The organism is Bernardetia sp. MNP-M8 (assembly GCF_037126285.1).
Taxonomy (GTDB): domain Bacteria; phylum Bacteroidota; class Bacteroidia; order Cytophagales; family Bernardetiaceae; genus Bernardetia.
In genome coordinates, this window is sequence record NZ_CP147012.1 from 2,547,383 (window position 1) to 2,571,903 (window position 24,521).

At 30.2% G+C, this 24,521-nt stretch carries 13 protein-coding genes and 1 tRNA gene; 8 read left to right on the forward strand and 6 right to left on the reverse strand.

Features of this window, described 5'->3' with window-relative positions:
• Positions 1 to 31 precede the first annotated feature (31 nt).
• Together V9L04_RS10575 and V9L04_RS10580 are read right to left on the reverse strand one after the other, a co-directional pair.
• Positions 32 to 931 carry a hypothetical protein gene (locus tag V9L04_RS10575; RefSeq protein ID WP_338794090.1) on the reverse strand — a complete coding sequence of 300 codons (900 nt, stop codon included), beginning with the start codon at positions 929 to 931 and terminating at the stop codon, positions 32 to 34.
• A gap of 217 nt (positions 932 to 1,148) precedes the next feature.
• Positions 1,149 to 2,093, reverse strand: a complete 945-nt coding sequence (locus V9L04_RS10580; protein WP_338794195.1) for an AraC family transcriptional regulator — start codon at positions 2,091 to 2,093, stop codon at positions 1,149 to 1,151.
• Between the two features lie 492 nt (positions 2,094 to 2,585).
• Here V9L04_RS10580 and V9L04_RS10585 point away from each other — a divergent pair, with 492 nt between their 5' ends.
• The 5 genes from V9L04_RS10585 (at position 2,586) to V9L04_RS10605 (ending at position 11,622) form a co-directional block, all read left to right on the forward strand.
• On the forward strand, positions 2,586 to 2,912 hold the full coding sequence (locus V9L04_RS10585) for a DUF3467 domain-containing protein (protein WP_338794092.1): 327 nt from the start codon (positions 2,586 to 2,588) through the stop codon (positions 2,910 to 2,912).
• Between the two features lie 93 nt (positions 2,913 to 3,005).
• The gene (locus V9L04_RS10590; protein ID WP_338794094.1) at positions 3,006 to 4,406 is read left to right on the forward strand and encodes a hypothetical protein; all 1,401 of its coding nucleotides are present in this window, start codon (positions 3,006 to 3,008) and stop codon (positions 4,404 to 4,406) included.
• 15 nt (positions 4,407 to 4,421) lie between these two features.
• Positions 4,422 to 4,835, forward strand: a complete 414-nt coding sequence (locus tag V9L04_RS10595) for a VOC family protein (protein ID WP_338794096.1) — start codon at positions 4,422 to 4,424, stop codon at positions 4,833 to 4,835.
• Between the two features lie 125 nt (positions 4,836 to 4,960).
• Positions 4,961 to 11,110, forward strand: a complete 6,150-nt coding sequence (locus tag V9L04_RS10600) for an alpha-2-macroglobulin family protein (RefSeq protein ID WP_338794098.1) — start codon at positions 4,961 to 4,963, stop codon at positions 11,108 to 11,110.
• 59 nt (positions 11,111 to 11,169) lie between these two features.
• A complete protein-coding gene (locus V9L04_RS10605; RefSeq protein ID WP_338794100.1) occupies positions 11,170 to 11,622 on the forward strand; it encodes a hypothetical protein in 453 nt (150 codons plus the stop codon).
• A 182-nt stretch (positions 11,623 to 11,804) separates the two neighbouring features.
• Here V9L04_RS10605 and trmB read toward each other — a convergent pair whose 3' ends face one another.
• The gene (trmB, locus tag V9L04_RS10610) at positions 11,805 to 12,461 is read right to left on the reverse strand and encodes a tRNA (guanosine(46)-N7)-methyltransferase TrmB (protein ID WP_338794103.1); all 657 of its coding nucleotides are present in this window, start codon (positions 12,459 to 12,461) and stop codon (positions 11,805 to 11,807) included.
• 171 nt (positions 12,462 to 12,632) lie between these two features.
• Between trmB and V9L04_RS10615 the strand changes: the two genes are divergently transcribed.
• The gene (locus V9L04_RS10615; RefSeq protein WP_338794105.1) at positions 12,633 to 13,181 is read left to right on the forward strand and encodes a PH domain-containing protein; all 549 of its coding nucleotides are present in this window, start codon (positions 12,633 to 12,635) and stop codon (positions 13,179 to 13,181) included.
• Between the two features lie 77 nt (positions 13,182 to 13,258).
• On the opposite strand, the gene rimK is transcribed toward V9L04_RS10615, so the two are convergent.
• Complete coding sequence (rimK, locus tag V9L04_RS10620; RefSeq protein ID WP_338794107.1) at positions 13,259 to 14,158, reverse strand: 30S ribosomal protein S6--L-glutamate ligase; 900 nt, start codon at positions 14,156 to 14,158, stop codon at positions 13,259 to 13,261.
• Between the two features lie 563 nt (positions 14,159 to 14,721).
• Between rimK and recJ the strand changes: the two genes are divergently transcribed.
• Positions 14,722 to 16,449, forward strand: a complete 1,728-nt coding sequence (gene recJ / locus V9L04_RS10625) for a single-stranded-DNA-specific exonuclease RecJ (RefSeq protein ID WP_338794109.1) — start codon at positions 14,722 to 14,724, stop codon at positions 16,447 to 16,449.
• 84 nt (positions 16,450 to 16,533) lie between these two features.
• Here the strand turns inward: recJ and V9L04_RS10630 are convergent, their stop codons facing one another.
• Positions 16,534 to 17,433 (reverse strand): flavin reductase family protein, encoded by a 900-nt coding sequence (locus V9L04_RS10630; protein WP_338794111.1) that lies wholly within the window; start codon positions 17,431 to 17,433, stop codon positions 16,534 to 16,536.
• Between the two features lie 217 nt (positions 17,434 to 17,650).
• Positions 17,651 to 17,723, reverse strand: a tRNA-Phe gene (locus V9L04_RS10635).
• Between the two features lie 499 nt (positions 17,724 to 18,222).
• Here V9L04_RS10635 and V9L04_RS10640 point away from each other — a divergent pair.
• Positions 18,223 to 23,520 (forward strand): leucine-rich repeat domain-containing protein, encoded by a 5,298-nt coding sequence (locus V9L04_RS10640; RefSeq protein WP_338794113.1) that lies wholly within the window; start codon positions 18,223 to 18,225, stop codon positions 23,518 to 23,520.
• Positions 23,521 to 24,521: the final 1,001 nt, after the last annotated feature.

Below are 24,521 nucleotides of genomic sequence, written 5' to 3' on the forward strand. Positions count from 1 at the left end.
ATTCTTTCACAATTCATAACTCATAATTTCATTAGAAGAAGCTCGTTTTAGAAAGAATAGCTAAATATTTACTTTCCCAAAACTTCTCAGAATTAGTAATTTCTAAATATACATTTCCACCTCTTTCTTCCACTCTAAAAGAACCAGAAGGGCGTAAAGGTAATAGTTTTACATTCTTTACTTTTACATCGTTTGTACTTCCAATTACAATAGAACTTGTAGTACGGATGTCGATAGCTGTAAATTTACTTTTTGTACGTCCATCTGGCTCAAAACCTTTTTTATCATTTATGATAATATCTTGTTTTTTGAGTTCTTTTTCAGTTCCAATTACATAGTATGCTGTATTTGCAGCTGTGCGAGTATCTTCCAAAACAACATTTGTAGAGTCAAGCTCATCAATTTTTCCAGAATAACGAGATTTCCATCCTTCTACTTCTGTTTCAAGTTGAGCAATTTGCCCTCTCATTTGTGTAATTTGAGCCTCTTTATCTTCTAAAGAACTCTTCAACATAGCAATAGTATTTGCAAGCGCAGAGTTTTGTTGCCCTGATTCTTTCAATTTACGTTCTAATTCTGCTACTTTAGCACGGTTGGCTTGCATCTGACGCTCAATCTGTTGCATTCCTTGGTCGATGCTCATTCCACCTGTTGATGGGTCAATGTCACCTCCACGCATATCTGAAGTCAAGCGACGAATTTTGTCTTCTACTTGACGCATAGAATCCAAACGAACATAAATAACATTCATTTCTTGCTGTAAATCAGCTTGATACAAACTATCTTTTTCTCTAGCACGGCGTAAGTCCTCTACTTCCATAGCTAATTTTTTCTCATTTTCACTAGGTCCTTTATCACATGAGGATATAAAAAGAACACTAAAAAAGAGTGTAGCACAAAGAACTACATTATTAAGATTCGATGTAAACATAATTTAAAGGTTTTTTAGGGTTGATAATTGTTCTATTTTAAATAAACAATAAAAAAATTCCAAACAAAATTAACATAAAATTGGACTAAAAGCATTTTTCAGAATTTATTTTTTTGATGGTTTGTAAAAATAGTTATAAAAGACAAAACCAAATGAAATTAATTGAACTTCATTTGGTTTTGATTAAGCACTAGTTCTTTACTAAAAAAGTTATGTTTTATAAGGCTTCTTGTTCTGCTTCTTGTTGCTGTACATTTAAGAGAGAATCACGTTTACGCATCTTTCCAGCAGGAATACCAAACATCATTTTGAAACGACGACAGAAATAAGCTGTATCTTTATAACCTACTTCAACACCAATACTACGAACACTCTTTTTAGAAGTACGAAGAAGTTCAACAGCTTTATCCATACGCTGATATTCGATATAATCTTGTGGATTGATTCCTGTCAAGAGTTTAAAATACTGACCTACATAATCTTCTGAAACATTAGCAATACTTGCCAAAACTTTGTTTGAAAGATCTGTATCTAAATTTTCTCTAATATAAGTAAACAAATGAATGAGACGAGGGTCTTTGAAATAGGTGCTATTTGTAGCTAATTTTTCTACAAACAAACGCTCTGTCAAAACAAAACGAATCATTTCTACTACTAATTTTTCTGTATTCAAGACAAGCATTCTTGAGCTACCTATATTTTCTTTTATTTCCTCCTCTACAATTTCTTGAATCAAATCATTGATTTTTGTTGCCTTTTTAAATACAAAAGGAGGTAAATCAAGCGAAGTAAAAAAACTTACAGAACCAAAAACACGAGCATCTAAAACAACTTGAGAAAAAATAGCTTCGCCTTCTTGATTGTGATAGGTTTGAAGGTGAACAGCATTTTTTTGTAAAAGATCGTCTGGAGAAATAATATCATACTTTTCAGCTTCTCCAAAGGTAATTGTTGTATAATTACCTGCTGGTAAGAAAAGTGTTTCTCCTTCTTTTACTAACTCATTTTTAGCTCCAAAACGCATAATTCCTTTATGAAGGAAAATTAATGAATTATCAATATCATAAAAATGCTTGATACGCATCGGAATTGTAGCGACCGTTTTTTTGGCACGTACATATCGAATACTAAGCGATTCGATAATTTTGTTATAATCTTCCATTAACATAAGTAAAGAGGTTTGTAAATGTTAGTCCGTTAAATAAGAAAACCTAAACTGGACATAAATGATTAAAATGTAATTATAATTAATTCTTTGATTAAATGTATAAAAAAGCTAAGATATAGTTGTCTAATTTAAAGTAACTTTAAACTAATTAATTAACTAAAAATAGTATTTTGCTTTTTAAAAATAGGAATAAATCAGTAACTTTCAAAATTTGATACTGCAATATACTATAATATTTCTGTAAATAATCAAATTTTAAGCCTAAAAATTGGATTTTTCTGTGAGTATGTACTTTGTTTAGTTGTTTTTTTTGTTTTTTTGCAAAACCTCTTGGCTTTTCTATTTGTGTCTAAGTTTCTTAGAGACTTTTGATTTAGGTAGATTTAGTAGTATTTTTATCAAAAAATTCATTTAGGCTAGATTTATATTTTGCAAATCAAAAATTTATATCAAAAAAAAACTATTATTTAAAACAACTCAAAAATTATGGATAATCCAACAAACAAAAATAATCAAGAACAACAGATAAACATAGAATTGACAGAAGAAATGGCAGAGGGAACTTATGCCAACTTGGTTATGATAGCACATTCTCAGAGTGAGTTTTTTTTAGATTTTGTAAGACTTGTTCCAGGTGCGCCAAAAGCAAAGGTTCAGTCAAGAATTATTCTTACTCCTGACCATGCCAAACGCTTGTTACACGTTTTGAAAGATAGTGTTGAGAAATTTGAGGCTAATGTAGGCAAAATTTCGGTTCAAGAAGAAGCCAATCACTTTCCCCTAAATTTTGGTGGAACAGTAGGAGAAGCGTAAAGTTAAACTTAGAATTAAGAACTCAGAATTACACAATAAACTACTGTCTGATTTCTATTTTCCATTTCCTAATCTCTATTTTCCCTATAAGTTGTGCTTCAATTTTTTCGTACTTACGACCCTTTTCGTCTTTTGACGGTACTTCTTTTTTTATTAGCACTTCGCTTGCCTTTACTTTTGAATGTCTTTTTTACAGATGTTCCACTATTAAATCCAATTTTGGATTTTATGTTGATAGGTGAGCGTGTCGCTGATGGAAATGCTATTTATAAAGAAGTTTTTGCAGGAATTGCACCTTTTTCAGCTTGGTTTTATGCAGGTTTGGATCTGCTTTTTGGTCGTTCTACTTTTGGATATGCGCTTGTCGGAACTGGACTTTTGTTTGTACAGGCAATTATCTTTAATACTTTACTTTTAAGAAGAGATTTTTTATTAGATAGAGGCTATGTTCCTGCAATGCTGTATGTTTTTTTTGGTTCGATTAGCTTTGATTATCTGAATATTTCGCCTGTACTTTTATCGCTTACTTTTTTACTTCTCGTATTACGTGAAATATTTACACTTACTGAAAATACACATGACCAAACTCTTTTTACGATTGGTTTTTATTTGGGGATAGCCACTCTTTTTCATTTGCCTTCTAGCATTTTTCTTTTTTGGGTAAGTGTTGGTTTGGGAGTTTTTCGTTCTACTTCATTTCGTCAGCATTTGCTTGTTTTGTTTGGTTTTGCATTTCCTATTTTACTGCTTTCTTTGTATTTCTTTTGGAATGAAAGTCTGATTGATTTTGTAGTACAATATATCAATTCGATTTCTTTTGCCCCCAAATTTTATCTTTCTATTCAGGATTTTATTATCATCTTGGCTTTTCCTATTCTGTTTTTGGTATTGTCTATTCTGAATATGTTTTCTGGTCGTAGTCTTACCAATTATCAATCTTACTGTCGTCAGATGATGATTTTTTGGCTTGTAGCTTCTAGTTTTAGTTTGTTATTATGTAAATATTGGCTTCCTTTTCAGTTTGCGTTTTTCTTGCCACCCCTTGCTTTTTTTGGAACTTATTATCTATTTTCTATTCAAAGAAAATGGATATCTGAACTTCTTTTTTTGTCTGTTTTGGGTGGAGTAGCTTTACAACTTTGGGCTACTCGCACAACCGTTTTTTATCCATTAGATTACACAAAAGCCATTGTAGAAAAACCTTCTGGTTTTGATTTGAAAAATGAAAAAATTTGGGTCTTTGGAGAAAATCATAGTTATTATATCGATAACAAACCTGTTACGCCTTACTTAGATTGGAAATTGACACAAAATAGAATTGAAGAATTAGATAACTACCAAGCACTTCTATTATTCTATAATCAAATCGAAAAGGATAAACCTCATTTTATTATTGATAATGAAAAACAACTTCCACCACTTTTTGAACGTATTCCGTTGTTATCTGAAAAGTATTCTACCAAAGACTCTTTAATTTACGAATTGAAAGAGTAGTTTAATTCTACAAACATGAGTAAACAAGAATTTGAAATTGATTTTTTAGACCATGTCGCAATTCGTGTAAAAGATATTGAAGCATCCATTAAATGGTATGAAAAAGTATTAGGATTAAAAAAATATCAACTAAAAGAATGGGGAGGTTTTCCTGTTTTTATGTTGGCTAATAAATCTGGTATAGCTCTATTTCCTGCCAATACAAAAGATAGTTTACTAGATTCTGAATCAAAAAATGTGAAAATTGACCATTTTGCATTTAATGTAAACACTGAAAATTTTGAAAAGGCAAAAGTTAGGTATCAAAACTTAGGTTTGGATTTTACTATTGAAGACCATCATTATTTTCACTCTATTTATACTCAAGATATTGATGGACATACTGTTGAACTAACTACCCTAGTTGTCAATCCTAGAGAGTTTTACTAACCACTCCCTAGTATTATCAAACAGTAGCAAAGTAATTTTTTATAGTTTAGAACTTTTTGCAACACTTTCTTACTTTTTTACGAATAGAGAGTAATTCAAATAAAAGTTAAAATTACTCAAAGACTATGAAAAAAATCTACTTCTTACTACTTTTCTTTTGCATTTCTGTTTCTTCTACTTTTTCTCAAAACAATCCAACTACAAAAAATACCTATCTCCCAACTAGCTCAACAGAAAGTCAGGTTGCACTCATTTACAAACTCAAAGACAGTAAAAAAATATTCCAAAATGAGGATATTATAGAGCTTTTAGACAAAAATAAAACTGACTTGAATAGTTTTATGACTCTTGTCGATTCTGTCGAAACGAATAAATTAAATGAATTTAATTTTTCTAACTCTATGGAATATGGCTATTATTTGACTATTTGGACAGAAAAAGAAATTTTGAAAGTAAAACTTACAACTATTGCTCCTCTCAATGTGGTTTTACAAAGCAATGCAAAACGGGCTTGGCTGATTGTCTATGATTCGTTAGGAAATGAACTTCCACATCTAAAAATAAGGCTAGACAACCAAATACTTTCCTACAATAAAAAATTAAAAAGCTACACACTTCCAAACCGAAAAAAAACAGCAAATATAGAAATTGAATATGCAGAACAAACGTGGCATTTACTTGCTCAAAGACAAACAAATCATTACTATTATAAACGTTCTTTTCTTAAAAAAGTAGTCTATGGTTTTCCAGTCAAATATTTTTGGATAGTTCCATATCGTCAAGTCAAAAAAATAATAAGAACCATCGATTATGGAGAACCTGAAGATTTAGGGCTTATTCGTTTTTTTATCAAAATTTTTACAAAAGATGACGAAGATGATAATTACTCAAATTATGCTCATTTTAACGGATACCCAAGTGAAAATGGTTATATCGTAACAGATAAATTAAAATATCGTCCATTAGATACACTTCGTTTCAAAACTTATTTAGTCAATAAAAAAGGAAAACCGATTTCAGATAATGAAATTGATATTTTTATTGCTACTGATAGAAATACATATAAAAAACTGCATGCTGTAAAAGCCTATAGAAAAGGAGGTTTTGAGAGTGAATTTATTTTGGCTGATTCTCTAAAACTCAAGCTAGGAAATTTTGCAGGAATAATTTTAAAAGATAAAAAAGGAAAAATTCTTGTTTCACAGCGCATCAATTATCAAGATTATATTTTACCAGAAATAAAGAGTTTTGAAGTAGAAAGTTCAGATGAAAGTCACTTTAGAAATACACCTTTTTCGCTACGAATTACAGCAAAAGATTTTAATAATCTCAATGTTTTAGATGGAAAAATTAAGATAGAATTAGAAACAAAACACCTCAAAACTACTTATGAACCTTCTATTACTCAAAATCAAATTACTTGGAAACACGAGCAGAACTTAGAGCCTTTTGGAGAAACAATTATTCATATTCCAGATTCTATTTTTCCTGCTGCTGACTTACTCTATGATGTAAAAGCCGTTTTACATAACTCTAATAACGAAAGATTAGAAGAAACGCTTTCTATTAATTATGAGTATTTTACCAAAAAACCAAATTTAGAAGCTCGTTTTGAAGATGGTTTTGTGTATGCCGTTTATAGAGAAGGAAAAGATACGGTTTCTAAAAAAGGTTTCGTTTATAGGTATTTTACAGATAATTTTGGTCATCAAACCATAAAAAAAGATAGCATAGAATTTCCATTTAAAGAAAAAGTGAATGCAATTTATAGTCGTTTTAATTTTTTGGTAAATATATCAGAATACAAATCTGATGGATATAATTTTCTGACACAAGATGTCAGTATTCCAAATAGTCTATCAATGAGTGGTTATTATTTACAAGATTCTTTGATTATGACCATTCAAAATCCCTTCAAAACGATGGTGCGTTATAGTCTTTTTTGTAAAAATAATTTGATAAACAAAAAGGCAGATTCTTCTTCAATTATTCGAATTGCCATCAAAGACAAACATAAAAAAATCTATACACTGCAAACTACTTATACATTTGCAGGTCAGACAAAATATGACAAACAAGTTTTTTTACGCAACAGAAAACAGCTTTTTGTTTCACTTGACGCACCTTTATTGACTTCGCCTTCTTTCAAAGAAAAAATAAATGTAACCGTTACAGATTACAAAAAACGTCCTGTCAAAAATGCTGACCTTACCGTTTTGGCTACCAATGGAAAGTTTGATGATTATACAAAAGTAAATATTTCAAATACTCTAACAAGTCGTTTTAGATTTAAGAAAAAGAAAAAATTAGCAGACATATATTTGAAAAATCAAGGTGTCAGAACTAAAAATTTGGGATATTATCCAAATTGGCAAAATCGTTTTGGTTTAGATTCTATTGCCTATTATAATTTTATTTTTCCCAAAAAAAAAGGTTTTAGATTTTCTGTTTCCTACCAAAAACTACAAGATTCTTTATTAACCAAACTAAAAAACGTAAATGCAGAAAAGTATAGAATTAATCTTTTGAAGGAATCTTTTGATATAAATCATAATCCAAATACAGGTGCATTATTTCCATTTTTCTTTACCCAAAAAGGATATGAAGATATTGCTTGGATAAAAATTGATGATAGTTTGGCGTATTTGTCAAATGCAAATGTGTATCAAGACCATCTAATCACGCTTTCAGAAGGTATTCATAAACTAGAAGTTCGTTTGAGATATAGCATCATTACGATTGATACTATTTCTGTTCCGATAGGAAGTGAAACTATTTTATCTTTTGATTTGGATAATTTGCCGAGTTATCTACACAAAAAAAATGCAGGTTTGGAAGTATCTAATGAAGAAAAATTAATGCTTGGTTCACACGCTTTTTTTGGAATTACGTATGGAGATAGTCGTTTGAATGAAGGAATGACAATCCAACAAGGAGCAAACCCACCACAAAGAATTTCTTCAAAATATAAATCTATACGAAATGATTCTGTAAATACATATCATTATGAATGGCACTTTCCTCTTCTTAATAAAGGCGAATTTAGAGTTTTGAGAGACAGACGAACAAAATGGGATACACTTTATTTTGAGCCTTTTGTAGGATATAATTTTGAAGAAGGTAAGTATATTGAGGTTGATTCGATTTTATTAAAAGAATATCAAAAAGTAAGAAGTACAACAGAGAAAATTACTTTTTATTATGAGGGAGGAGAAATTACTAAAATCGATACACTTTCTAAATCTTTTTTTTCTTCTCAAAAATATGTTTCTGCAAATACTGATAAGAGTTTATTTTACAATAATTATGTTTTTCCATTTTTCGATTATTCAGCTTATAAAATACAAAAGTCTGCACCTTATTTGTATGAATGGACAACCCCACAATTTCAAGTAATTTCTAGGCATTGGAACAAACTCACTTTCAAAAATATAGATTCTTTGAGTGAGAATTTTGAGAAAGAATATTTTTTTAAAAACCTAATTCCATTTAAAGGAAAACTACCTGCTGGAACATATCAAATTTTTGTCTTTTACAATAGCTATGGAGGAAATAAATGTCAGAAAATTAATAATTTCAAAATGGATGATAAAAATCTATCTGTTAAAATCATTGACTTCGAAAAAATGGGCATCAACTGTTATGAGCGAGAAAGAAATCAAGATTCTACTCAGTTGCAAGAAATTGAAGAAATAGAAACCTCATACCAATCACAAACAATAACCGATTACTATAATGATTATGATTTTGTAAGAAATGGAAAATTGTATAGAGGAAAAGTATTTGATGGTATAGGAGAAACCCTCCCTGGGGCGACTGTTCAAATAAAAGGAACAAATCGTGGAACAGTTACAGACATGGAAGGAAATTATTCAATTATTGCTCCCGTAGGTAGTATATTGCTTTTTCAATATGTTGGTTATGAATCCGTAGAAAAAACTACTACTCCTTATGATGTTTGGCTTGATGTAGGTATGAATGAATCAGTAGAACTGCTAGAATCTGTTGTAGTTGCGTCTTATTCTCCATCAAGAACGAGAAGTTCAGCATCTTATTCTGTTTCGGTTGCAGATGCTTTGAGTGGCAGTGCAAGTGGTGTACAGCTTTCAAATAACATACTCCAACTATCAAATTCATTAAATCTTGAAACTAAAAGCCTTGATTTAGAGGATTCTGTTACCCAACAGAAAAAGAAAAATATTCGTAATTATTTTACAGATAATGCAATTTGGCAACCAACTCTAAGAACCAATAAAAAAGGAAAAGCAAGTTTTGAAGCGACCTATCCAGATGATATTACAAGTTGGAAAACACTCGCCATTGCTTATGGAAAGAAGAATAAAAATGGTCAAGCACTCGTTCAGACCAATTCTTTTCTGACACTTTCGGCACAGCTTTCACTTCCTCGTTTTTTGATAGAAGGAGATTCTGTCAGAATTATTGGAAAAATAGCTTCGTATAGTAGTGATTCTGTAAAAGTGAATACTTTTTTTGACCTAAAAGAAAATAAAATACAAAAAGGAGAGCGAAATGTCTTGTTTTCAAGTGTAGATTCTTTGCGTTTTAGTGTGGCTGATAATTCTGAAAAAACTCAAAATTTTTCTATTGATTCTCTGAATAATTTACAAGATTCTCTGACGGTTCAGTATGTCATGAATGCTGATATTTCTGAAAAACAGATTTACACAGATGGCGAAGAGCGAAAGATTCCGATTTTTAAGAAAGGATTGGTACAATCAAGAGGTCTTTTTGCTGTCTTGGAAGGCGATACTACACTAGATTTGAGAGCTTTTAAAGATTCCATTTCTACTCAAAATCCTGTCAAATTGTATGTAAAAGATAATATTTTGGAGGCAATGGTTGATGAACTAAAACATATTCAAGGTTATGCCTACGCTTGTAATGAACAAAAAGCCTCAAAAATCCGTGCTTATATGCTTGAAAAAGACATCAAAACGGCTTTGGATTTACCTTTTGAAAAGAAGAAACAAAAAGAATTAGAAAGTTTGATTAAAAAACTTGTCGAAGCGCAATATGAAGACGGCTGGTGGGGTTGGTGGGCTACTTCTGCGCCAAATGCTCACATGACAGCCTACATTTATGGTGTTCTGTTTGATGCAAAAGAAAAAGGCTATGAAATTCCTAGCGAAACTTTATCAAAGGCTGAAAAGGTTTTGAGAGATGATTTGTCTATACGAATGGACAATGAGCAGGTGGAAATTTATACAGCTCTTTCAAAAAACAAAACCTATCAAAAAATATACAAAAGTAGTGTCGAAAGACTGGCAATTGCTCTGCAAATTCAAGAAGACACAGCTAAGTATCATTCATTTTATAATCAACTTTCTATTTTGCGTTTGAGGCAATTATATGACTTGCCTATTTCGCTTCGTATCTTGGAAGTAAAGCAGAAAAAAACACTTTTCGGAGGAGTCTTTTGGCAAGAATATGATTACAAAGGATATTATTCTTTGTTTCAAAATAATGTACAAACAAATCTTTTGGCGTATCAAATTTTGAGAGATTCCAAAGGAAAAAATACGCCTTCTATTGATTTAGCAAAGGTTAGGCAGTATTTTCTTGAAAGCCGTAATCAAAATGGATATTGGAGAAGTACGCACGAATCGGCAAGTATTTTATCAACTATTTTACCAGATTTTGAATCAAAAAGTAAAAATCCGTCTAATATAGAAATAACTGCAAATGACAAAACACTAAATACAGAAATTGATTATCTTTTTTCTAAAGAAGAATTACCTAATCAATTAGTTAAAAATGGACTTGCACCTGTTTTTGTGAGTTTGTCACAAGAATATTTTGTACCTCAAGTAACTCAAAATATAAGTGATAATTTTCATATCAAAACCTATTTTAAAAATGAAAAATCTAAAAAAATAACGGAGTTAAAATCAGATTCTATTTATATTACAGCAGGAAAGCCTATCATTCTGACCATAGAAGTAACAGCTCAAAAAGAATCTGAATATGTATCGATAGAAGTTCCAATTCCTGCAAGTTGCGTATATGGAAAAAATCCATATTCATTTAGGCAAAACTATTACTACTATTACAGAGGAATCGAAACCTATAGAGAAGAGTTTAAACACAAAACAGCTATTTTCTGCACAAAAATGCCTATCGGAACACATACTTTTGAGATTATCTTAGAACCTCGTTATTCGGGAGTTTTTACGCTCAATCCTGCAAGTGTAGAACTGATGTATTTTCCGAGTATTAAGGGAAATGAAGGAACAAAGAAGGTTTTTGTGGAGTAATATAAATAATAATATTTATTCTTTATATTTGACAAAATTATCATTAATCAAATTAAAAGATGAATATAAAAGAATCTATTGAAAGACTTTTTGATGAAGTAACAGAAAATAAAAATAATGAACTAAAGATAATTGACTTAGGAAAAATAGAAAAGGAGTTTCATCAAAAAATAATACAAGATACAAAAGAGGATTTGAATAATTTTTTAATTTCAATAGATTCGTATAGTATTCGTCATAGTCTAAACCGACATGGAAAGGATAATGAGTTGAACAACTCACAATTACCCATTGAAAAATCTGATTTTACAAAAATAATAGAAGTTGTTTTTGAAGCAGATTTAATTTCGGCAGATGAGAAAAAAGGAAAAAAATCTGTTTTGTTTCACAAAAAAACAGAAACTACTCTAATAGCTATTTTTGAAATTAGGCGTATTACAAGCAAGAAAAAAAGTAAAGTAAGTCGAATAATGTTACAAACTCTCTACAAAAAAAAGCCTTCTACTAAATAAAAAATATTTAAAGAAGGCTATAATAAAAACCTCACCGACGTAATCATGCAATAAAGCCCAACTACTCACGTCTAAAAACGACTTCGGTTACTGTCTTTACTACAAATATACGAAATAGGTATAGTAAAAGTTTAGAATTGCAAAATATTTTTCTCTGAACTTATTTCAAAATATTGGTATTATTATTCAAACTCAAAACGCAGATAATTAATTTTTAACCCTTGTTTTTGCGCTCGTTTTTCGTAGCGTGTAAGTATCCCGTGATGTTCTGGATAGAGCGGCGAATTATGTAAATCTCGTGTTACTAAAAGATTTTTAATTTTATACTTTGCTATTTCTTCTAATGTATAATCATAAAGAGGGTCATCATCAGTTTTGATATGAACAGTTCCTCCTTTTTTTAATATTTTTTTATACATATCCAAAAAACGAGAGTTTGTCAATCTGCGTTTTCTATCTCTTTTTCTTGGACGTGGGTCTGGATGAATTACCCAAATTTCACTTACTTCATTTTCTTCAAAAAACTCATCTAACTTTTGAATTTCGGCACGTAAAAAGGCTACATTAAAAGAATCATTTGCTAAAGCATCTGTGCTTCCTCTCCACAACCTATCTCCTTTTACATCTACACCAACAAAATTTTTGTTTGGATAAACTTTTCCTAGTCCTACACTATATTCACCATATCCACAAGCAAGTTCTAAAACGATAGGTTGTGATGAGGGAAAATGAGTTTTGTTCCAATTTCCTTTTAATTTTGTGTAGGCTTCATCTTCCATTTGTAATACATTATAACGTTCTAAGTTTTCTTCAAAACGCATCATTTTTTTTCTAGCCATCTTTTCTTGTGTTTTAAACGTATATCTAAAGACTGATTTTTGAAGAGATTAATCTTCTAAATATTCTTATTTTTGTAAGTGATGTATAATTTGAATACAAATATATTTCATTCTATCTTATATTGCTTCATTGCAAGCTATAATTCTAACTAATTTAAAGCCTTTTTTGAAATGAATACACCAAATCCATCAGATAATTTAAATAATTCTACTATCGAACAAACGCTTTGGAGTGGCTCACCTTCGTGGCTTTTGCATCTTGGAAATGTCATTTTTTGGGCAATTTTAGGAATTGTTCTTCCTACTATTATTATTTATTTATGGACAAAAGGAATTGAAAATCCCAAATTAGATACATTCTTTTGGGTAGTTTTGCTTGCTAGTATTATTATTCCTTTTTCGATTGTTTTTCTAAGAATATTTGATACTCGTTTTATCAATTATACACTTACAAGCGAACGACTTATCATAAAAAAAGGAATGCTGACACGTACGACTGATGAAATAGAATTATATAGAGTAAAAGATATTCGTTTGGTAGAACCTTTTTTACAACGATTGGTAGGACTTTCAGTCATTGAAATAACATCATCAGATAGAAGCAATCCTAATCTTTCTTTATCTGGAATACGAAAAGGTGATGAGCTTCGAAATAACTTAAGAAATCAAGTAGAACGACTCAGAACAAATAAAAATGTTAGAGAAGTCGACTTTGAGTAACTCAAATTATCGATGTATGACTTTGAATTTATATAGAAGCAGGGTTAAAATATTGTTCAATTGATAAAAATAAAATATCATTCTTCTTTTTGTTTTGCAGTGCTAATACGTTCTATATATTCTACTATTTTTGTAGCAATATCTACTTGTGTAGCTGTTTCTATTCCTTGCAAACCTGGAGAAGAATTGACTTCCAAAACTAAAGGCCCACGAGAAGAAACTAAAATATCTACACCTGCAACACATAAACCCATTGCTTGAGCAGCTTTTATAGCTGTTTGAGATTCTATTTCTGAAAGCTCAATAATTGTACTTGCTCCTCCTCTATGAAGATTTGAGCGAAATTCACCTTCTTTCCCCTGTCTTTTCATCGAACCAACCACTTTACCATCTACTACAAATGCACGAATATCAGCACCACCTGATTCTTCAATGAACTCTTGAATCAAAATATTTTGCTTTATGCCTGAAAAGGCTTCAATAGTAGATTTAGCTGCTTGGTCAGTCTCTGCCAAAACAACTCCTAACCCTTGCGTTCCTTCCAAGACTTTTATAATAACAGGTGTACCTCCTACCTCTTTGATAAGCATATCAACTTCGTTGTTTTTTGGAAAACTAGCAAAAACAGTCTTTGGAATTCCTACACCTATTTTTGATAATAATTGAAGACTACGAAGTTTGTCTCTAGATTGTGAAATACTTTCTGAACTATTAGCACAAAGAGTACCTTGCATTTCGAATTGGCGAACTACTGCTGTTCCAATATAGGTAACTGATGCACCAATTCTAGGAATAATAGCATCAAAATAAGGAAGTAATTTTCCTTTATGAAAAATGGTTGGATGTCCTTCTTCCATTTCAAAATGACATTTTGTATGATTAATGAGCATAGCTTCATGTCCTTTGTTTTCAATGGCTTCAATCAACCTTTTGGTAGAGTACAAATTTTTATTTGTAGATAGAACGGCAATTTTCATTTCTTTTTGTTAGATAGAGACAATAAATAATTTTGTGAGTAATCTACCAAAAAATATTTGTTTACTAATTTTTGACTAAAAATTAAGATTGAGTAATACATATTTTTTCCGATTTGTAATAAAAACTATACTATATATAAATCTGCTTTTTTATTAAGATTTAGATTTATTACTTCTTTGTAAAAATTCTCAATATTATAATCTATCAGTTACTGATTTGTTTAGCTTTAAACAAACTTAATCTTAAAGGAATTACTAAAAAGTAAAACAGAATTCGCTAAATAGAATAACATAGAATTAAAAAATAATTTGAAAGTAAAAGTTTAGTCTTTCAATATTTTTTTTAAAATATTAGACAAATTCTAATGAATCTACAAATGATTCTGTTCACTTAACTGATTCAGAAATAAATAGAAATATAGTCAAATTTAGAAAGGACAAAAAAAATATAAAACAATCTAAATATTGATTGTATGACTTTTATTTAGTAGGTTTAATCAAGTAAAAAATATCCTTGATTATAAACCTAATTTTTGTTTTCATTCTATCTACGTCTTTTTAATATGCAAACCAAACGTTGGCTTTTTGAACCTTTACCTTCTGATGAAAAAATTTCAAACCTATCCAAAGAAGTCAATGTCAGTAGCATTCCTGCAACTTTACTTTTGCAGCGTGGCGTAAGTGATTTTGAAAGCGCAAAGTCATTTTTTCGTCCCTCTCTATCTCATTTGCATTCTCCTTTTTTGATGAAAGGAATGGATACAGCCATAAATCGCTTAAAAGAAGCGATACAAAATCAAGAAAAAATACTTGTTTATGGAGATTACGATGTAGATGGAATTACTTCAGTAGCTATTGTTTATGGTTTTTTGAAAAAATTATATGCAGATGTTACTGATGAAAAAAATGTACAGTTTTATATTCCAAACCGAAATACAGAAGGTTACGGAATTACCAAGGAAGGATTAGCTTTTGCAAAAAAAGAAAATATAAACTTAATTATTTGTTTGGATTGTGGTGTAAAAGCAAATGAACAAATCCAACAAGCTAAAGATTGGGGAATTGATTTTGTAGTTTGTGACCATCACTTACCAGATGAAGAACTACCTGTTAGTTTTGCTATGCTCAATCCAAAACAAAAAGGGTGTAATTATCCATTTAAAGACCTTTCTGCTTGTGCTATTGGTTATAAGTTTCTACAAGGTTTTTGTATAAGAACAGGTACTTCTGAGCGAAATTTGCACTATTATTTGGATTTGGTAGCCTTGAGTATTGCTGCTGATTTAGTTCCAATGGTAGGGGAAAACAGAATTTTGAGTTATTTTGGATTAGAAAAGATAAATATTGACCCACTACCAGGCGTAAAAGCACTTTTGAATTTGATAAATAGTTATGGACGAAAAATAGGTGTTCGTGATATTGTTTTTTCGGTTGCTCCTCGTCTTAATGCAGCAGGAAGAATTACAGATGCTTATAATTCCTTAAATTTACTTTTGGCTTCTTCGGACAAAGAGGCAAATGAACTAGCCAGAACATTAAATCAAAAAAATGATTTGCGCCGAGACATGGAGCGTAAAATGATGATTGAAATTGATGAAATTCTGAAAAAATCTGTGCCTACACGCAAAACAAATGTTCTGTTTAGTAAAAATTGGCATAAAGGCTTGGTCGGAATTGCAGCAGCAAAATGTGTAGAAAAAACGTATCGACCTACTGTAATTTTGACACACTCAGAATCTGAAAAGGGAGATTTGGCTGTTGGTTCGGCTCGTTCTATTTCTGATTTTGATATTTATAAAGCTGTTGAGAGTTGTTCGGATTTACTGACACAATTTGGAGGGCATAAATTTGCTTCTGGAATGTCTATGCCTATCGAAAATGTAGAAAAATTTCAAGAGCGTTTTGAAAATACTGTGACTGATACTTTAGAAAAAGAACAACTTATTCCTCCTGTTCGGGTAGATATGGAAATTGATTTATCACAGGTTACTCAAAAAATGTTTGCTATCATAAAACAAATGTCACCTTTTGGACCTCAGAATATGCGTCCTGTTTTTGTGGCTCGTAGTGTACAGCTTTTTTCGCCTAAAATTATTAAAGAAACTCATCTCAAAATACAAGTGAGACAAGGAACATCTCTTTTTTCAGCTATCTCATTTGGAAAAGCTCATTTTTTAAATCAAATTAATACTACATCTAGGTATGATATTGCGTTTTTGATAAGTGAAAATCATTTTAGAGATAAAAGCTACTTGCAGCTTGAAGTTAGAGATATTTTGAAAGTAGATTGAAAAATGAATTTTAATTCTTTAAGAAAACTAATAAACCCACAAAGAAATTTGTGGGTTTATTTTATTAGTCCAATACTTAATAGTCTAAACAGACTGTAAAAGAACTGCCCATGCTTTCATAACTTCTCCTTTTTGAGCATATTCTTCTGCCGTTTTGTGTTGTGCTTCTTCATTTGGAAAAACACTTCTGACCATTTCTTTTTCTTCTTCGGTCAAATCTGCAAATTCTTTCTCTTCTATTTCTTCAATAGTTGGAAGCACTTCTACATTTCCTAGTTTTCCTAAAGTATTTCCAGATAAAAAATTACTGTTTTTTATGGCATCAGGAAGCGCATCAACACCAATTCCTTTTGTAGATAATGGTTTGGCTACCTCAAAAACAGCGTCTCCACTCGCTCTAGCATAATAATTTCCTCCCATACGAGCAACTAAATCTATAAGGTGTGGATCAATTTTTCCCTCTTTATCCAAAACAGCTTTATTGATGTGCATTTTCTTTACTTCACAAATAATCAAATTTCCTGCGCCTCCTTCTGTTCCTGTTTCGATAATCTCTTTTACTACGCACTCAAATTGTGCAGGAGATTCCAAAACACGAGGTGGAGCGATTGTATCAGATGCAATCGGTGTAAAGCCAGATTTAGTAAATTCGTTTACTCCTTTATCGTATTCTGTGCTTGAAAGCGACATCTGTTCTACCATCGCATACGAAACCATATTAATAACGACTTCTCCGACCTCTTTTACATTTTCTAAAGTATGTTTTATAGTATTATCTCTCACTCTCCTAGCAGGGGAAAAAATAAGCGTAGGAGGATTTGCACCAAAGACATTAAAGAAACTAAAAGGAGAAAGATTGACATTTCCGTCTTTGTCTATCGTACTGGCAAAGGCAATCGGACGAGGCGAAATTGCGCCCAAAAGTAAGCCGTGAAAAGCTGGAACAGGTAAATCAGAAGGAAGATAAGAATTGAAATCAGACATGAAAGAGTGATTAAGGGTAAATGATTAATGATAAATTTTCTGCTATTTTAAATCCTCGTTGACCACTTCATTTGAGTCTCAACGATGGTTATTTCTATTTCTTAACCGTCAACGAGACTTTGTCGTCGTTGAGGATAAAAAAATAAAGAACTTAATAATCTAAGACAACAAAAAAAACCCAAAAAAAGTTATTACTTAATTTGGGTTTTTACTACGGTGGTGATGAGTGGGCTCGAACCACCGACACACGGATTTTCAGTCCGACGCTCTACCAGCTGAGCTACATCACCATATTTATAAAATTGATTCTGATAAACCAATTACACTTTTGATAAACTTTTAGTTCAAAATTTCAAAACTTATTTAAAAATTTTTACTTTTTGATGTTTTTGTTTCCCTTAGTGCGATGCAAAGGTACGTTCTTTTTCTTAATATCCAAACACTATCCTAAAATTTTTTCAAAAAAAATAAACAAAAACTATCAACACACTACTAAGCGATTGATTTTCAGAAAGATAGTTTGGGATAAATTTTTGAAATAGTTTGAAGTTTTTAGAAAATATATTGGGAGATTTGTTTTTTTGGTAACTGTTTTTTATTTTTTTTTGAGGAATGATTATAGAAACTGTAATTCCTTTCAAATCATTCAATAAAAAATGCTTAGTATGGTAGTATACTAAGCGTTTTTTGATTAGGTTAATATTTTTTCTAAAAAACTTACTTTCATTGTTGAAAATAAAAGCTATCTTAAAAAGAAATATTTTTCCTAAAAAAACTTTGTTCTTTGTTATGAGTAAAATTGCAGAAAGACTGATTGCTGAAAATTTAGAAACTAAAAACCTTTATTTGGATTTAGGTAATTGTGGTTTAGATGGAACAGAAGATATTTATGCTCCTCTATCAGAAGCAACCCATTTACGAACTCTAGTTTTTTCTAATGAGTGGGAAGAGTGGGATAAAGAGGAAAAGGTTTACGTGACAAAAAAAAGTAATAATAAAGAAAGAGGAAATAGAATATTATATATTCCAACTTCTTTGCCTTCTTGTATAGAAAAACTGATTATAAGAGGTAATTGGAATAAAAAATATAGTTTCAAAAATATATCAGTTTTATCAGAGCTAAAAAACTTAACTACTTTAAGTCTTGATAGTAGTCAAATCAGTGATATATTTGTTTTATCAGAGTTAAAAAATCTTACTTCTTTAAGTATTAATAGTGATCAAATCAGTGATATATCTGTTTTGTTAGAGTTAAAAAACCTGACTAATTTAAGTATTAATAGTGATCAAATCAGTGATATATCTGTTTTGTCAGAGTTAAAAAAACTGACTTCTTTAAATCTTAATAGTGATGAAATCAGTGATATATCCGTTTTATCAGAGTTAAAAAAACTGACTTCTTTAAATCTTAACAGTAGCCAAATTAGTAACATATCTGTTTTATCAGAGTTAAAAAAACTGACTGATTTAAGTCTTCATAGTAATCAAATCAGTGATATATCTGTTTTGTCAGAGTTAAAAAACCTTATTGATTTAAGTCTTCATAGTAATCAAATCAGTGATATATCTGTTTTATCAGAACTAAATAATCTGACTGATTTAAGTTTTTCTAGTCATCAAATAACTGATATATCCTTTTTATCCAAGCTAAATAATCTGACTAATTTAAGTATTAATAGTAGTCAAATCAGTGATATATCTGTTTTGTTAGAGTTAAAAAACCTGACATCTTTAAAACTTAATAGTCATCAAATCAGTGATATATCTGTTTTGTCAGAATTAAAAAACCTGACTGATTTAAGTCTTGACAGTCATCAAATCAATGATATATCTGTTTTGTCAGAATTAAAAAACCTGACTGATTTAAGTCTTGATAGTCATCAAATCAATGATATATCTGTTTTGTCAGAGTTAAAAAACCTGACTGATTTAAGACTTGATAGTCATCAAATCAGTGATATATCTGTTTTGTCAGAATTAAAAAACCTGACTGATTTAAGACTTGATAGTCATCAAATCAGTGATATATCTGTTTTGTCAGAGTTAAAAAACCTGACTGATTTAAGACTTGATAGTCATCAAATCAATGATATATCTGTTTTGTCAGAGTTAAAAAACCTGACTGATTTAAGTCTTTATAGCCATCAAATCAATGATATATCTGTTTTGTCAGAGTTAAAAAACCTGACTGATTTAAGTCTTTATAGCCATCAAATCAATGATATATCTGTTTTGTCAAAGTTAAAAAACCTAACTGATTTAAGTCTTTATAGCCATCAAATCAGTGATATATCTGTTTTGTCAAAGTTAAAAAACCTGACTGATTTAAGTCTTTATAGCCATCAAATCAGTGATATATCTGTTTTGTCAGAGTTAAAAAACCTGACTGATTTAAGTATTAATAGTGATGAAATCAGTGATATATCCGTTTTATCAGAGTTAAAAAACCTAACTTCTTTAAGTATTAATAGTGAAAAAATCAGTGATATATCCGTTTTATCAGAGTTAAAAAACCTAACTTCTTTAAGTATTTATAGTGATGGACTCAGTGATATATCCGTTTTATCAGAGTTAAAAAACCTAACTTCTTTAAGTATTTATAGTGATGGACTCAGTGATATATCCGTATTATCAGAGCTGAAAAATCTGAATTTCTTAAGCCTTTTTAGTTATCAAATCAATGATATATCCATATTATCACAGCTAAGAAAACTAACATATTTAAGCATTATTTATGCTAATCAAATTAGTGATATATCTGTTTTATCAGAGTTAAAAAACCTGACTGATTTAAGTCTTGATAATAGTCAAATTAGTGATATATCCGTTTTGTCAGAACTAAAAAAACTGACTGATTTAAGTCTTGATGATAGTCAAATTAGTGATATATCCGTTTTGTCAGAACTAAAAAACTTAACATCTTTAAGTTTTGATAATAGTCAAATTAGTGATATATCCGTTTTATCAGAGCTAAAAAACCTGACTTCTTTAAGTATTTACAGCAATGAAATCAGTGATGTATCCGTTTTATCAGAGCTAAAAAACCTGACTTATTTAAGGATGTATAGTGATGAAATAAGTGATATTTCAGTTTTGTCAGAGCTAAAAAATCTGACTTCTTTAAGTATTGATAGTAATGAAATAAGTGATATTTCAGTTTTGTCAGAGCTAAAAAACTTAACTACTTTACGTCTTAATAGTAATGAAATCAGTAATATTTCAGTTTTGTCAGAGCTAAAAAACTTAACTACTTTACGTCTTAATAGTAATGAAATCAGTAATATTTCAGTTTTATCAAAGCTAAAAAACTTGACTGATTTAAGTCTTAATGATAGTCAAATCAGTGATATATCTGTCTTATCAGATCTAAAAAACCTGACTGATTTAAGTTTTAATGATAGTCAAATCAGTGATATATCTGTTTTACCAGAGCTAAAAAACCTGACTAGGGTAATGTGTGCAAATGGTAATTTAAAGGATGGAGAGCAAATAGAAAATTTATTGAAAAAAATAAATTTATATGAATTAAAACTCTATGGTAATCCTATAAACTATCTGCCTAAAAATTTACTAGGAGAGTCTGAGTTCTCTAACTGCTTAGAAGACTTGCGTAACTATTATAATAATCAAGATTTTGTACCTAATAATGAAATTAAGGTAGTTTTATTAGGTAATGGAATGGTAGGCAAAAGTACGTTACTCAAGCGTTTGTTAAAGCCTAATGAAGACTGGGAGGAGGTTAAAATTAAATTGAGTAAGCGTACAGAAGGAATTGAGATAGAAGAAATACTTTTTCAATTAAACGATGATACGAACCTAAGGTTAAACATTTGGGATTTCGGAGGACAAGAGGTATATCACGGAACACATCGTCTGTTTTTAGATAAAGATGCTGTATATATTATTGTATGGGCATTAGAAACTGATGAACGAAAATATGAGATACGACAACCTTTACAGTATTGGTTAGACTATGTACAAGATTTATCCATAGATAGTCCTATTATTTTGGTCAATAGTCAATCTGATAAGAATAACGAAAATCACGAAGAACAAATTAGAGAGCAACAACAGATTAGTTGGAATGAAAAATACAAACACAATGTAGTAAATCATTACCTACCTATTTCTGCTTATAAGAATACAGGTTTTGAAGAATTAAAAGGAGCAATAAAGAAAGCTATTGATGGCAAACTTAAAGATAATGTTCAAGCAAAAATTCCTAAAAATTGGGCTTCGATTCGTCAAATACTAAGAGAACGCAGACATGAAAATGAAATAACACACAAAGACTATCTTTTAGTATGTAAAGAATATGAAGTTTCAAATTCAGAAGCTAATACTATATTGACTTTTCTGTACCGTACTGGTTTTTTATATTATCAAAAACAACTATCTCAAAATATTATTCTTAATCAAAAGTGGGCAATAGAAGGAATTTATGAAGTCTTAAAACCTAAGAGTATTGCTTATTTTGCAAAGGGTAAAGTTTCACTCTTATCATTAACAGACTTTTGGACAGATAAAGGATATTCTCAAAAAGAAATAGATACTTTCATTGGTTTTATGATTAGTTCTGAAATTTGTTTTTGTCAAGAACAAGAAAATTATAAAGAACTGAGTAATCCCACATTTATAGTTCCTCATTATCTTTCTACACCTGAATACACCTACACTGATTGGAGTGATTCTTCTAGCCTTCACTTAATTTATAAACCACAATTTTTTCACAAAGGAATTGCAGAACGTTTTTTGTCTCGTTTAGGACGTTTGAGTACCAAACAAGTCGTATGGAAAGATGGTATGCGTATGGAAAGTAGTCAGTTCTTAGGCAAAGCACTTGTAAAGTTTGACAGAGATAAAAAAGAAGTGTACATTCGCACGACAAGTCATAAATTATTGGATGCCATCATTAAGGAATTGGATAATATTTTAGATGAAAAAGTTCATACTACACCATCAGGAGATGTAACATTATTCTATTCTATTGATGGAAATGATTTTGTAAATAAAGATGATATTTTAAAATTATCCCGTTTAGGAGCATCTTTAGTAGATTCAAGAGAAGGAAATGAAATTGAAATATCATTACTAAAAAATAAATATAACTTTGATGTCAAAATTATTTTAATGAGTAATACAGGAATGGGTAAAAGCACAATAGTCGAGCATTTATTAAAATCTGATGAGAAATCAAAAAGTATTGAGAAAAAAATAGACCTCAAACTTGAAGAGATAGATAAAAAGCAAGAAGAAAGCACACTAAAGAAAGAAGCTGAAAATAAAATTAATCCTTCTCCTCCTCAAGATGATTCAGAAATAGGAAAGCAAAAGCAACTTATTGATAATCAAAACAATATTATTAGTAACATTGAAATTTGTATACTTCATGAACAAGAAGTAATGAAAAATAGAGATTCAAGTGCAATAGATATGAAAAGAGCAGAAGAAGAAATCGAACTATATGAAGAGCTATTAGATAAAGCCAAAACAAAACTTCAAACCTTAGAAGAAAAACTACCTTTTTTACAAAATACAAATTCTACCGAAATGGAAATGCAAAATACACCTTTAAAAATTTTCATCTCTTATTGTAGTAGAGACCGTGATTTGCGAGAAACATTTGTAGATTATCTAAAAATACAATTACCTAGCTGTACCAATAAATATGAAGTATGGACAGATGAAGGAATAAATGTAGGAGAAGATTGGGATAAGCAAATTCAAAATGCTCTTAAAGAATCTAAAATTGCTATTTTATTAATTAGTACAGCTTTTTTAGGCTCTAAATATTGTATAGTAGATGAGTTTGAAAAAATGCTAATAAAAAGGAGAGAAGAAGGGTACATTATTGTACCTGTGTTAATTAGAGAGTGTCGGGCTTTTAAAAATGAAGAGTTGAAAAAGATGCAATTTTTCAAAACCTATAAAAGTGAGTATGATGTTACTAATGTAAATGAAAGAAATGATTTTATGCCTCTTGAAGAATTGGTAGATATTGCTAATCCTAGTGAAAGGCTATTGAATAAATACTTTATGAAACTTACTGATAAACTTGATGAAGTTGTAAATAAGGTTTATGAATAAACTTAAAAGGCTAGTAAAATTAATTACTAGCCTTTTAGAATAAGCCTTTAATGCTATATAAACGTCGTTTGCTGTAGGAGAAGGACTCGAACCTTCACGAAGTAGTTAGTCAAATAAATAGCAAAACTAATTATCTGATTTATCCCAAACCTTCACCCTTGAGACCGAAGGGCGTGGCTGCCAAAATTTCACCATCCTACATTTTCAGTTACCAGTAATCAGTTAATGAACAATTAAAAATTACGACCTGCTAAAGCAGCGAAGCTAATTACGAATTGAATTTCCTTATTGTTCAAATAGTTACCAGTTAAATACGTGAAAGTAATCTTTTTTACCTTCTTCAAAAGAGAATTAAAAATTAAATGAATTGATAATTAGCAAAGTTAAACTCATAATTTTTAATTCGTAATCCGTAATTAATCTTAGCTGTAGGAGAAGGACTCGAACCTTCACGAAGTAGTTAGTCAAATGATTATCAGAAATAGTCATTTAATTTATCCCAAACCTTCACCCCTGAGACCGAGGGGCATGGCTGCCAAAATTTCATCACCCTACATTTTCAGTTACCAGTTATCAGTAAAACAGTTATCAGTTAATTTCAGAATGCGATTATCTTTGATAATTATTTTTTATGAAATTTGTAACGTTTTTCCCTTTCTGATGATACAAAGTAAAGGAAAAGATTTTTTTGTTGCAAATTTATCAATGAAATTAATTAAAGTTTATGTATTTCGTAATTATATATTTCAATCTTTAGAGATTTCGTAATTTGACTTATAGATTTTGCTGTTTTTTTGTAAAATTTTTAATGAGGAATAAATAGCTTCTTTTCTTGCCTTATTTTATGCTGTTTTGTGAGCTTTTCTCATTGGTTTTGGAATAGAAAGAAAGATTAGAAAATTGTTTTTTCTATTTTTGTGTAAATTGAGAAACAATTACGAACTGAAAGACGACGAAGTCAATTATGAATTATGAAATAATCAGCGTAGCTAATTAAAAAT